The sequence below is a fragment of the Lacticaseibacillus suilingensis genome, from assembly GCF_016861845.1.
Lineage (GTDB): Bacteria > Bacillota > Bacilli > Lactobacillales > Lactobacillaceae > Lacticaseibacillus > Lacticaseibacillus suilingensis.
In genome coordinates this window covers 19,942-32,104 of sequence record NZ_BOLV01000013.1, presented here as the reverse complement: position 1 = coordinate 32,104, position 12,163 = coordinate 19,942, and the positions used below count along the sequence as shown (strand labels likewise).

Here is a 12,163-nt window from a genome sequence, read left to right as displayed (position 1 = left end):
AATCATTCCCCTTTCTTAATTTGCCGCTGGGCGAACTACTTCAAAACAAGCATGAACGCAACAACGATAGCCATGATCGGCACGGCTTCGATCAGCCCAACACCGATAAACATGGTGGAACGCAGGTTGCCGGTTGCTTCTGGCTGACGAGCCATCCCTTCAAGGGCCTTGGAAATAACCTTACCGTTACCATATGAAGCCGCGAAAGCAGCGATGCCTGCGGCGATAGATGCAGCGAGATATTGCATGATTTATCCTCCTAATGATTAATCAGAAATAACCTTTTCAGACGTGTAGACCGTTGATAAGGTAACAAAAATGTACGCTTGAATCGTACCAATGAAGACTGAGAACCCTTGCCAAATCACTTCGATCGCGAAGCCACCAATGAAGGATACCCCACCGAGCAGCCCGTGCCCCGAAAAGGCGAGCTGGCGGATCAGTAGCAGTAACACTTCACCGGCGTAAATGTTCCCGTAAAGTCGTAATGCTAAGGTGACAAAGTTAGTGATGTTTTCAATCAAGTTGATGGGGAGCAGAAAAGCGACTGGCGAAACGTACTCACGCAGATAACCTTTGGTGCCGTTAAAGACGACCCCAAAGAAATGTGAAAGCACCAGCACCATCATCGCCAAACTTAACGTGATGATGGGATCAGCAGTACTCGACCGCAGCCAAGTTTTGCCACCAACATCGAGTTGAAGGAACAGCCCTAGTTGGTTGTTCACCCAAACGAATAGGAACAAAACAAAGGCAAACAGACCAAAACGATTGCCTTCCTTCCCTGGCATCGCTTGTTTGACGATGCCATTGGTGAAGTCAATCAGATATTCGAGCACGTTCTGCCGACCATTCGGACGCAGCGTTGGTTTGCGAGCAAGCCAAAACACCAACGCAAAAATCAGAATGCAAGAGATCAAAATCGCCAAATCATTCGCTAAGTTAAACCGCAGACCCATAAAACTAACCACGGGATAGCTTTCGTTCACAGAATTCACCTCCTTAAGTCGACTCCGTCCACGCAAGCCTATGTACGGGCGTTAATCGCGGGGCATGCGCATGCGCAAGCGCAGTCAAAATTGCGGATTTCCGGATACTCATCCTTCAAAACACACTCAATACTCTATCACCTTTTGCATGAAAAAACAAAGCACGCCGGTTGATTTTCATCACTTTTTGCAAACCCTTTTCATTACGATTTTCACACAGAAAGCGGCTTCATGGTTAAACTTGGCCAACCCGGTTGAAAATGTCAGTCAAATTGAAAACAAGGCAACCGCTTAAAATGCTGTTTTTCTGTAAATGTCCGGGACGACCTGAACGAAAAACTGAGTCGGTGCTAGCTTTCATGCGCAGCGGCGGTAGGCTACTTGCATCATAGCCGAACAAAGCGCCTTGGCACAAGCCAAGACGCTTTGTAAGCAGTGTGATTAAAGTCACATTGTCTGGGTATTTGGGTTGAACGGCGAGTGGTTGCCGATAACTGCACAGCCTTTAGTTGCGCTCCACGGGGCAACGGATGAGCGTCTAGCTACGCTCATCACCTCGAAGCCGAAGTACGGCTTCAATGTGTTGAGCTAGGCTAGCCGTCATCCTAAATTCGCCCCGCTCCGCAGCCTGCTTAGTTGCGCTCCGGGCGACCAACGCCGGAATGTCTAGCTACGCGCCACGCCTCGCCGGCAAAAACCGCCGGCAATGCGTGGCGCTAGGCTAGCCATCCGGCTAAATGCGGTCGTCCTCCGCAGCCTGCTTTATAGTTGCGCTCCGGGCGGCAACGGGCGAGCGATTAGCTACGCTCATAACCTCACGGGCAAAAGGCGCCGGCAGGGCTATGAGCTAGGCTACTCGTCACGCTAAGCCCGCCGACCTTCGCAGCCTTTCTTACTTCGTGCCGAACAGGCGGTCGCCGGCGTCGCCGAGACCTGGGACGATGTAACCATTTTCGTTCAAATGATCATCCAAGGCTGCCGCATAAATGTCGACATCTGGGTTTTCCTGTTGAACCACTTTGACGCCTTCTGGTGCGGCCACCAGGACCACGAGGCGAATTGAGGTCGCGCCACGCTTCTTCAGCGCTTCGATGGCCATGTTGGCGGAGCCGCCAGTGGCCAACATGGGATCAACAATCACCATGTCGCGCTGATCGATATCCGCTGGCATTTTGACAAAGTATTCATGCGGCTTCAGCGTTTTTTCGTCGCGGTACATGCCGACGTGGCCGACCTTTGCCGCTGGAATCAGACGCAAAACGCCGTCAACCATGCCCAAGCCTGCGCGCAGAATTGGCACAACGACCAGCTTTTTGCCGGCCAGTTCTTTTTGAACTGTCTTGCCCATTGGCGTTTCGATTTCAACATCACGCAATGGTAAGTCACGCGTGATTTCATAAACCATCAACTCGGCGATTTCGTTGGCAATTTCCCGGAACTCTTTAGTCCCAGCATTCTTGTCTCGAATCAAGGTTAACTTGTGCTGAATCAGTGGGTGGTTCAAAACCGTAAATTTGCCCATGCAGAAAGGTCCTCCTTTAAATGTGGCGCAAGCTTACAAAAATCGCGACTACGAAAGCAGTCGCGATTACAGCATTGTTTACTTGCTATCCGGCATCATGCCGTAACCTTTCCTATGATAAAGGATGACGCCCGGTCAGTGCAAGAGCAGATTGGCGAATCTCATCAAGTTTTTCTTGATCATCGCGGTAAGTCAAAGCGGCGGTAATCAGATGTGCCACTTCCTTGCAATCTTCCTCGTTAAAACCGCGGGTGGTAATCGCCGCGGTCCCTACGCGCAGACCGGAAGTCTTGAACGGTCCGTTTTGCTCGCCAGGAATCTGGTTTTTGTTGGCGGTGATCATCACCGAGTCCAGCAGGTCTTGGACATCGCGGCCAGTCAAGCCATAGCCAGTGACATCAAGTAGCACCATGTGGTTGTCAGAGCCGCCGGAAATCATCTTCAACTTCGGGTCTTCTGCAAAGCCTTCGCACATCGCTTGCATGTTCTTGACGATTTGAGCCGCATAGTTCTTGAAGTCTGGCTGCATCGCTTCGCCCAGGGCAACGGCCTTAGCGGCAATCACATGATCCAGTGGGCCCCCTTGAATACCTGGGAACAAGGCGGAGTTGATGGCCTTGCCGTATTCCTTTTTAGCCAAAATCATGCCGCCACGCGGGCCGCGCAACGTCTTATGCGTCGTGGTGGTGACCACATCGGCATAAGGCACTGGATTCATGTGTACACCGCCAGCAACCAAGCCGGCAATGTGCGCCATGTCGACCATCAAAAAGGCCCCCACGTGATCAGCGATGTCGCGGAACTGCTTGAAGTCGATGGCCCGGCTGTAAGCACTGGCCCCAGCGACAATCAGCTTCGGATGCACGGCCTCGGCCTGTTCCAAGATCTTGGCATAGTCCAGCAACCCGGTTTCCGGATCAAGGCCATAATGATAGAAATGATACGTTTGGCCAGAGAAGCTCACGGGACTACCATGCGTCAAGTGGCCGCCATCGGTCAGATCCATGGCCAACACCTTGTCCCCATCTTTGAGGAAGGCGCGGTAAGTGGCCATGTTCGCCTGCGAGCCTGAGTGCGGCTGCACATTGGCAAACTCGGCGCCAAACAATTCCTTCGCCCGGTCAATGGCAATCTGCTCGATTTCATCGATGAACTGATTACCACCGTAATACCGGTGCTTCGGGTAGCCTTCTGAGTATTTGTTGGTCAAAACGCTGCCTTGTGCGGCCCGCACCGCCGGACTGACGATGTTCTCTGAGGCAATCAATTCGATATTGTGCTGCTGCCGTTTCTCTTCATTCTCGATTGCAGTGAACACTGCAGGGTCATACGCTTTAAAGTCCATGTGCCTACCTCCGTGAGTTGCCACAACTCAGCATTTTTTCAGAAAATAAACGCAAAAGCCAGTCTTGCCCGAAACCAACAAAAAAAGAGCTGCCAGTTTCACAGCTCTCATTATAACAATCAAATCACTGAGTGTCGCGGTCAAAGTGGGTATTCCCTGCCGACTTGTTCAGGCGATTCATGTAGGCTGCCCCTAACCCAGTGGGTGAAAAGGCCTCCGCTAAAATCAGTTTGACGGTGGGATGCAGGTCAAACCAGCGCAGCCCCGCAAACAGATTATGGGTGGCGGAGGTTAAATCTTCCCCCAGCGAATACGTCGGCACTGCCGCTGGCACCTGCGTCAGCAGCTCATCGGTGGCCAGCACGCCGTACGGAGCTGATTGCTTAACCGCCCACTGCAGCGCCAGCGGCCAGTCTGCCGGATGATCCACAATCACCACCTGGGCATTGGGGGCGTAATGCTTATACTTCATCCCCGGCGCTTTCGGCGTTTCATTAGCCCCAACTTTATGCTGATCCGTTTGCACCGGACCAATGATGGGCTCGAGTTGGGCTGCGGTGATTTCACCGGGCCGCAAAATCGCTGGTGGGTTGGCGGTCATATCAATCACCGTCGACTCCACCCCAACCTGGGTCGGGCCATCGTCCAAGACGCCAGCAATGGCGCCGTCAAAATCATGCAACACATGCGCCGGCCGCGTGCCGCTAGGCTTACCAGACAAATTCGCTGAAGGCCCGACAATCGGCCGCCCTGCCAGCGTGATCAGCTCGCGAGTCAAGGCGTTGGCTGGCATGCGAAAGGCCGCGGTTTGCAAACCGCCGGTGACAATCATCGAGAGTTTTCCAGGAATAATGGGCAAGATAATGGTCAGCGGCCCTGGCCAAAAGGCTGCCATCAGTTGCTTGGCCGCCGGCGTAATGGTGGCGAACTTGGCCACCATGGCTGGATCAGCAACGGTGACAATCAAGGGATTGTCCGCCGGCCGGTGTTTGGCCTGAAAGACTTTCTCGGCAGCAGTCGGATCCGTGGCATCCGCTCCAAGCCCATAAACCGTTTCGGTGGGAAAGGCCACCACTTCGCCAGCCTTGATCAACGCTGCCGCGTCAGCGATTTCTTCCTTGCTAAATACTTTGGTTTCCATGATTAGCTTCCTTCATTAAATAACTAACTTCACCATCCGCGGCTTTCCGGCCAAATCGCGGCGGAACGTCACTTGGGCCTGCGGCAATGCCCGAGCAAACAACTCGGCCAACGCCGGCTGCTGCTGGTAGCCAAATTCTAAGTACACACTGCCTTGTGGCCTGAGGTGATTGGACACTTCAGCGACAAACCGCTCAAACAGCGCCAGGCCATCATCCGCGGCGAACAGTGCCAACGCCGGTTCAAAAGCCAAGGTGCTGGCATCCATCACCGAGGTTTCACGCCGGCTGATGTAAGGCAGATTGGCAATGATAAAGTCATACCGTGCAGGCAGCGCCGCAAATAAATCGCTTTGGACCAAGGTCACTTGGCGCTTGAGACTGGTCGCATTGCGCTTGGCCACGGCCAGCGCCGCAGTGGAAACATCACTGAGGGTCATGGCCGTGTGCGGCAATTGCTTGGCCAAAGTCAACCCAATGGCGCCACTACCAGTACCAACATCTAGGCCGGTTTGGGCCTGGGTTTGCTCGGCGGCGGCCCAAGCTACCAGTTCTTCGGTTTCAAAGCGCGGAATCAGCACCGCCGGCGTGACTTGAAACAGATCGCCGTAAAACGGCGCCACGCCGACAATGTACTGCGGCGGCTCATTGTTCAGCAGCCGCGGCAGGTCAGCTTCAAACTGCTTGGCCACTGGCGCTGGTACGGCGTCGCGGGCATGCAGTCGCAGCTGGCTGGGTGTAAAGTCGCTGCGCATTTCCAGCACATACCGGGCGCCATCTGACTCAATGCCTGCCGCCGTCAGTGCCGCACTGGCGTGGCGTAGCAGCTGATCATAGGTCTCAGCCATCGATTTGTTCCATCTTATTGGTTTGATCTTGGACAATCAGCGCTTCGATGATTTCATCAAGCTCGCCGTTCATGATGCGATCCAGCTTGTTCAAGGTTAACCCAATGCGATGATCGGTAACGCGGTTTTGCGGGTAGTTATAGGTGCGAATGCGTTCCGAGCGATCACCAGTACCAATCGCGGTTTTCCGTTTTTCGGCGTACTGGCTTTCGTTTTGGCTTTCATAAAAATCGTAGACCCGGCTGCGCAAAATCTGCATCGCCTTGGCGCGATTTTGCTGCTGGGATCGTTGGTCTTGCATGGTCACCACAATCCCGGTCGGCAAGTGCGTCATCCGCACCGCCGAGGAGGTTTTGTTGATATGCTGCCCACCAGCCCCACTGGAACGGTACACATCGGTGCGAATGTCCTTGGGGTCGATTTCAAGGTCCACTTCATCATACTCCGGCATAACGCCAACTGTGGCGGTACTGGTGTGTACGCGACCGGCGGATTCGGTGACGGGCACACGTTGCACGCGATGCGCCCCGTTTTCGTACTTCAGCTTGGAGTACACGTTTTGCCCGGTAATCAGGACAGAAACCTCTTTGTAGCCGCCGACTTCGGTGGGATTCTCATCGATAATTTCGGTGGTCCATCCTTGCTTTTCAGCGTACTTCATATACATCGTCAGCAAATCGCCAGCGAACAAACTGGCTTCATCGCCGCCAGCCGCACCGCGGATTTCCATGATGATGTTTTTGTCATCGTTGGGGTCTTTAGGCAGCATCAACTTTTTGATGTCGTCTTCCAGCGTCGCCTGTTCTTCCGTCAAGCTAGCCAGGTCTTCTTTGGCCAGCTCCTGCATGTCCGGATCCTTGCTTTCACGCAACAGCGCTTCGCTTTCGGCTAAATCGGCTTTGACCTGTTTGTACTTCTTATAAGCGGCCACCACATCGCGCATGCCGCCTTCTTCTTTTGATAAGGCCATGTAACGCTTGGTGTCGTTAATGACAGCGGGATCGCTCATCAGCTCTTCCAGCTCTTCATAGCGGCCCAGCAGGCCATCTAATTGGGCAAAAATCTTATCCATTGGCTCCTCCTTGCTTGATGCCGCTTAGGCTAACTGCTGCGGCGGAAAATAATAGTGATGCCGGCAGACCGGGAAATAACTCTCGTTGCCGCCAATTTGAATTTGCTCGCCTTCATACACCGGCTTGCCATCATGCACGCGCAGGTTCATGGTCGCTTTTTTGGCGCAGAACCAGCAGATGGTTTTCATTTCTTCGATTTTGTCGGCGTAAGTTAACAGGTACTGCGATCCTTCGAACAACTCGTTGCGGAAGTCATTCTTCAAGCCGAATGCCATCACCGGAATACCGAGCTCGTCCACGACTTGGGCACATTCAAAGACGTGGTGCTTCTTCAAAAACTGCGCCTCATCGATCAGCACGCAGGCGGCCTTGGGGTTCATCTGCTTGACCAAGTCAAAAATGTTGGTCTTATCTTGCACCGGATGCGCCGGCCGCTCCATGCCGATACGGCTGGAAATCATTCCGACACCAGCGCGATCATCCACGGCGGAAGTCAGAATAATCACTTGTTTGTGCTGCTCTTCATAGTTATGCGCGACTTTCAAAATCTCGATGGTTTTACCGGAATTCATTGCGCCATAGCGAAAGAATAATTGTGCCATGCGGAACCTCCTACGCGGCCCAATCGCGGCCGCTAAAAATTCACCTTTCCTAGTATAACGGAATCTTAAGGGAATTAACACCGGCCCTGCCGGATTTGCCGGCATCCTATGCTATGATAGTACGCGACAAGAAACTTACACGAAAGAGGTCGCGACTGCGATGACAATTTCTCTCAAATCACGTTTCGCCATTTTGGCTGGACGCTTCAGCTACTGGTACCTGCACCGCTTCCGCCATGGCGGTTCGGCGTATCCCGGCAAGCTGGCGGCCCGCATCGACCCTGACGTCCTTGGGGCATTAGGCCAAGACCGGCCAACTATTATCGTCACCGGCACCAACGGCAAAACGCTCACCACGGCGCTGATTGTCAAAGTCCTGAGCCAGCAATATGATGATATCCTCACCAACCCCACCGGCAGCAACATGCTGCAAGGCATCATCGGTGCCTACTTCGCGCACAAAAAGCAAGCTGGCGCCAAGCGTAAAATCGCGGTGCTGGAAGTCGATGAAGCCAACGTCAAAGCCGTGGCGCATTACCTGCACCCCAAGGCCTTTGTGATGACCAATATTTTCCGCGATCAAATGGACCGCTATGGTGAGTTTTACACCACCTATGACAAAATCCTGCAAGGCGTCAAAGCCAATCCCGACGCCTTGGTGATTGCCAATGGTGACGCGCCGATTTTCAGCTCCCGGGAACTGGCCAACCCGCTGCAATACTATGGCTTTGAATTGGCCGCGGAAGCCAACCATGATATTTTCGCCCCGGCCAATACCGATGGCGTGCTCTGCCCGGTGTGTGAGCATATTCTCCACTACCATGGCATCACCTACAGCAACCTCGGCAGTTTCTTCTGCCCGAACTGCGGTTTCAAGCGGCCAGTGCTGAGCCACCAGGTCACCAGCGTGGCGGCGCAAACCCCCACCAGCTCGGATTTTGCCATTGATGGTCACCCGTACCACCTGCCCATTGGCGGCACGTACAACATCTACAATGCCCTAGCCGCCTACGCGGTGGGCGCGGCGTTTGAGATCACCCCAGCAGAAATCGGTCAAGCCTTTGGTGAAGCCGAGAAGGTCTTTGGCCGACAAGAACAAATCAGCATTAACGGCAAAACCGTGACCCTGATTTTGGTCAAAAACCCGGTGGGCCTCAACGAAGTGCTCAGCATGATTCAGCATCAGCAAAAGCCTTTTGCCTTTGCCATGCTACTGAATGCGAATTATGCCGATGGTACCGACACCTCTTGGATCTGGGATGGTAATCTGGAACAGCTGGTGCAAAGCGGTCTGGCGACGTCTTACATGGTCGGCGGCGAACGTTATCGCGATATCGCCTTTCGCATGCAAGTGGCCGGCGTGCCGGATGATGCCTTGGCCACCAAACCAGATCTGAACGACGTCATCGACTACCTGAAGCAAGTCGACGAAAACCAGATCTATCTGCTCGCCACCTACACCGCAGTGCTGCAGATGCGGCAAAAATTCAGCCAAGCCGGCTACATCAAAGCAGGCTTCTAAATCACAACAGCGGACCTTGCCCTTCCGAAATGGAAGCACAAGGTCCGCTGTTTTTGATTCAAATTATTGTTCGGCGCCAGGGGTGGAGACAATCATCATCATCTTGCCGGTAAAGGTCCAAGCCTTAATCTGGTTAGGAATGATGAAGTGGACGCCTTTCTTCAGTGGATAGGACTTGCCATCCGCTTCGATCGTGCCTGCCCCTTCCAGCACTGAAACCAAGGTGTACGGCGCAGTTGGCGTCTGGTTCAGCTTGCCATCCAGGTCGATTTTGTACACCGAGAAGAACTTGGAAATCGGCGCCGTCACGAAGGTCGTGATGGTCGCATCATCCTTGGTGGTTTTGGTGATGTTCAGCTCTGGGTCATGGCTCGGCACGGTGGTGGTGTCGATGCTTTGCTGCAAGTGCAGCTCACGTTTCTTGCCATCAGCCCCGACACGATCATAGTCATACAGTCGGTAAGTCGTGTCAGAGCTTTGCTGCGTTTCCAGCACCATAATGCCTTTGTTCAGCGCGTGAATCGTGCCGCTCGGGACGTAGACAAAATCGCCAGTTTTCACCGGCACTTTGCGCAGCAGGTGCTCCCAGTCGCCGCGGTGAATCATGTCCGCCAGCTCTTGACGGGTTTTAGCATGATGACCGTAAATCAGATAAGAGCCTGGTTCCGCTGAAATCACATACCAGCATTCCGTTTTGCCCAATTCGCCGGGGCGCTCATGCGCCGCCGCATAAGCATCATCGGGATGGACTTGGACCGAGAGGCTATCGTTGGCATCCAAGATTTTCGTCAGCAGTGGGAAGACTTTTTCCTTTTGGTGGCCAAAGTACTCCTGATTCTCGCGCCAAGCAACATCCAAGGTTTTGCCTTTCAGCGGGCCATTAGCAATGGTGTCAGGGCCATTCGGATGCGCCGAAATGGCCCACACCTCGCCGATCTTACCATCAGGCAGGTCATAGCCAAAGTCAGTGGCCAGCTTGCGGCCACCCCAGATTTTTTCGTGAAATACGGGTTCCAAGAAAATCGGTTCTGTCAAAATTGAATCCCCCTTGCAATAAATGTATATACTTTTCAATCAAAGTGTACCACAGTCAGTGCTTCATGAACGCGCTGACATTAAATTCGCAATTAATTCATCGCGGACGGTCAAAAAGTCATCATTCACCTGTGGATGCACGCGATTGGTCAGCACGATCAGCGCTGCCTGCGTTTGCGGCTGAATCAGCCAAAACGTCCCAGTGTAGCCGGTGTGATAAAGCCAAGTCCGGCCACCTGCATCACGGCGCAAATCCCAGCCGATGGTCCGGCCCAGGTGCGCCCTGGTTTGATCCTGACCCAATTGACTGAAAGTAGCGGGCCAGGCCGGGCTTTGGCGCTGGCCAAAGGCGAACTGGGTGAAGGTAATCAGGTCTTGCAGACTAGCAAATAGTCCAGCCGACCCACTGTGCTGACCTAAAATCGCGGCTTTAGGGTCATGCACGACGCCGCGCCGCAACCCAGCTTCCGAATCATAGGTGGTCGGCACACAGCGCTGCGGGTCCGGCTGGAAAGTTGCTTGCTGCAGCCCCAGTGTTTTTAGCACGCGCCTAGTGATCAGCGGCTGAATGGACTCGCCGTACAGATTTTCCAAGGCCCACCCGACCAGCAGCAAATTCACATCGCGGTACACCACCTGCCGGTCGCATTCGGCCGTCACCTTGAGCTGGGTGATGAGCGCCTGTTTCAACGCCGGTGCCGGCAGCTCGTCGCGGTGGGGAATGTACCCTTCCAGTCCCGAGGTATGCGTCAGCGCCTGGCGAAAGGTCGTCTGGTGCGGAAAGGTTGGCAGTAGCTGCTGCAGCGGCGTATCAAACTTCACCCGCCCTTCCGCCACGGCCTGCAAAAAGACGGTGGTGGTGCCAATCACTTTGGTCAAAGACGCCAAATCGTACAACATCCCCGAATGCAGTGGCAACACCTGCGGCTCAGTCGCCGCTACCCCTAAGATGCTGGTTTCAATCACACCATCATGCAGCCACGCGGCGCTTAGGCCTGGCGCGGTCTGCCGGGTGATGATTTGTTCGACTGCTTTCAGAACTTCCATCACACCGCCTCCAACCGTTTCAGTATAGAAAGATTGATAGCGCTTTGGCAAGCATACGCGCAAAAAAAGCCGGGTTACCCCGGCCCTACTTTTATTTTACTGATAATCATGCCACCGAAAACCACATGATCAACTGATTCGGCCCGGCGACCCGCAAGTATTGATGTTCTGCATTGTAATCAAAATTCTGCCACTGCTTGGCAGTCAGATTTTGCCGCAGCAAACTCAGCGTGGCGACATCTGGCACCACCAAGCTCACATAATCAGCCCCTGCATCGCTTGGCCCACGTAACCGCGCCTGGGCATCAGCGACCAGTTCAATGCCAATGTGATGCGTATTGTCGCCGACGGTTAGATACGCCCGCTGGCCAGATTCTTGTTGCCGCACGAACCCCAACACCGTTTCGATGTGCCCTATGGTGGCTATATACTGTGAGGTCGTCACTTCTAAGCGCCCCACCGCCGCTCCCGCCGGCAACAACCTTTCAGGCGGGGCCTTAGTCAACTTGGGCGCTGGCATAGGCTGCGTCTGGGCATTCGCAAAATCATACCCCCGCGGGGGAATAGCCTGCACGCCAGCATCATGTTCCAAAATCACCTGGGTGCCTTCAGGATCCGTCAACCGCACCCCCAGCCCAAAGCCGCTACGAAACCATTGCGCCGGTAACACCGTCTCCGGTAGCCCAGCCGCTAACTTAAGCAATGCCCCACGCGTCGGCAGCGCCAAGCTAAACGCCGTCAGCCCGGCCACCTGCGTTGAAATTTGAGTGGCACCAGTCTCCAGCAGCACCAGCACCCGCCGGTTGGTGCGCACGCCGAGCAAGGTGCGTTTGGCTGAAGCCTGCAGCACCGCCAGCCCTAACACCTGTTGATACCAAGCCACCATTTTTGCCATCGAAATAACCCGCAACGCCACATAACTAATGCGCGTCGCCGGATTCAAAATTAACCTCGCCATCATTGCACCCCCCTTTTGGTATTGGTCATTGTAAACACAAACCAAGGGGAGCGCGAGCATTTTGCTTGCCTAGATCAAATGCG

Annotated in this window: 13 protein-coding genes; 2 read left to right on the top strand and 11 right to left on the bottom strand. The window is 54.0% G+C overall.

The window, feature by feature from the left end; translation table 11 throughout:
• Positions 1–35: 35 nt before the first annotated feature.
• Together atpE and atpB are read right to left on the bottom strand one after the other, a co-directional pair.
• The gene (gene atpE, locus JUF11_RS08815; protein WP_125581425.1) at positions 36–248 is read right to left on the bottom strand and encodes a F0F1 ATP synthase subunit C; all 213 of its coding nucleotides are present in this window, start codon (positions 246–248) and stop codon (positions 36–38) included.
• An 18-nt stretch (positions 249–266) separates the two neighbouring features.
• A complete protein-coding gene (gene atpB / locus JUF11_RS08810; protein ID WP_204119275.1) occupies positions 267–989 on the bottom strand; it encodes a F0F1 ATP synthase subunit A in 723 nt (240 codons plus the stop codon).
• A 70-nt stretch (positions 990–1,059) separates the two neighbouring features.
• Between atpB and JUF11_RS08805 the strand changes: the two genes are divergently transcribed.
• Positions 1,060–1,284 carry a hypothetical protein gene (locus JUF11_RS08805; RefSeq protein ID WP_204119274.1) on the top strand — a complete coding sequence of 75 codons (225 nt, stop codon included), beginning with the start codon at positions 1,060–1,062 and terminating at the stop codon, positions 1,282–1,284.
• 597 nt (positions 1,285–1,881) lie between these two features.
• Here JUF11_RS08805 and upp read toward each other — a convergent pair.
• The 6 genes from upp to JUF11_RS08775 all read right to left on the bottom strand — a co-directional run bounded on the left by upp (position 1,882) and on the right by JUF11_RS08775 (position 7,518).
• The gene (upp, locus tag JUF11_RS08800) at positions 1,882–2,511 is read right to left on the bottom strand and encodes a uracil phosphoribosyltransferase (RefSeq protein WP_125581431.1); all 630 of its coding nucleotides are present in this window, start codon (positions 2,509–2,511) and stop codon (positions 1,882–1,884) included.
• Positions 2,512–2,623: 112 nt separating this feature from the next.
• On the bottom strand, positions 2,624–3,856 hold the full coding sequence (glyA, locus tag JUF11_RS08795; RefSeq protein ID WP_204119273.1) for a serine hydroxymethyltransferase: 1,233 nt from the start codon (positions 3,854–3,856) through the stop codon (positions 2,624–2,626).
• Between the two features lie 124 nt (positions 3,857–3,980).
• Positions 3,981–4,997, bottom strand: coding sequence for an L-threonylcarbamoyladenylate synthase (locus JUF11_RS08790; RefSeq protein WP_204119272.1), 1,017 nt, complete (start codon positions 4,995–4,997; stop codon positions 3,981–3,983).
• A 15-nt stretch (positions 4,998–5,012) separates the two neighbouring features.
• Complete coding sequence (gene prmC / locus JUF11_RS08785; RefSeq protein WP_204119271.1) at positions 5,013–5,843, bottom strand: peptide chain release factor N(5)-glutamine methyltransferase; 831 nt, start codon at positions 5,841–5,843, stop codon at positions 5,013–5,015.
• Positions 5,836–6,915: a peptide chain release factor 1 gene (prfA, locus tag JUF11_RS08780; protein ID WP_204119270.1), complete on the bottom strand. Its 1,080-nt coding sequence runs from the start codon at positions 6,913–6,915 to the stop codon at positions 5,836–5,838. The genes prmC and prfA overlap by 8 nt, the downstream gene beginning before the upstream one ends.
• Positions 6,916–6,939: 24 nt before the next feature.
• Positions 6,940–7,518 carry a thymidine kinase gene (locus JUF11_RS08775; protein WP_204119269.1) on the bottom strand — a complete coding sequence of 193 codons (579 nt, stop codon included), beginning with the start codon at positions 7,516–7,518 and terminating at the stop codon, positions 6,940–6,942.
• Between the two features lie 160 nt (positions 7,519–7,678).
• On the opposite strand from JUF11_RS08775, the gene JUF11_RS08770 reads away from it, so the two are divergent.
• A complete protein-coding gene (locus tag JUF11_RS08770; RefSeq protein ID WP_204119268.1) occupies positions 7,679–9,040 on the top strand; it encodes a Mur ligase family protein in 1,362 nt (453 codons plus the stop codon).
• A gap of 63 nt (positions 9,041–9,103) precedes the next feature.
• On the opposite strand, the gene manA is transcribed toward JUF11_RS08770, so the two are convergent.
• The 3 genes from manA to JUF11_RS08755 all read right to left on the bottom strand — a co-directional run bounded on the left by manA (position 9,104) and on the right by JUF11_RS08755 (position 12,080).
• The gene (manA, locus tag JUF11_RS08765; protein ID WP_204119267.1) at positions 9,104–10,075 is read right to left on the bottom strand and encodes a mannose-6-phosphate isomerase, class I; all 972 of its coding nucleotides are present in this window, start codon (positions 10,073–10,075) and stop codon (positions 9,104–9,106) included.
• Between the two features lie 63 nt (positions 10,076–10,138).
• Positions 10,139–11,122, bottom strand: a complete 984-nt coding sequence (locus JUF11_RS08760) for a serine hydrolase domain-containing protein (RefSeq protein ID WP_204119266.1) — start codon at positions 11,120–11,122, stop codon at positions 10,139–10,141.
• A gap of 106 nt (positions 11,123–11,228) precedes the next feature.
• Positions 11,229–12,080 carry a VOC family protein gene (locus tag JUF11_RS08755; RefSeq protein ID WP_204119265.1) on the bottom strand — a complete coding sequence of 284 codons (852 nt, stop codon included), beginning with the start codon at positions 12,078–12,080 and terminating at the stop codon, positions 11,229–11,231.
• Between the last annotated feature and the right edge of the window lie 83 nt (positions 12,081–12,163).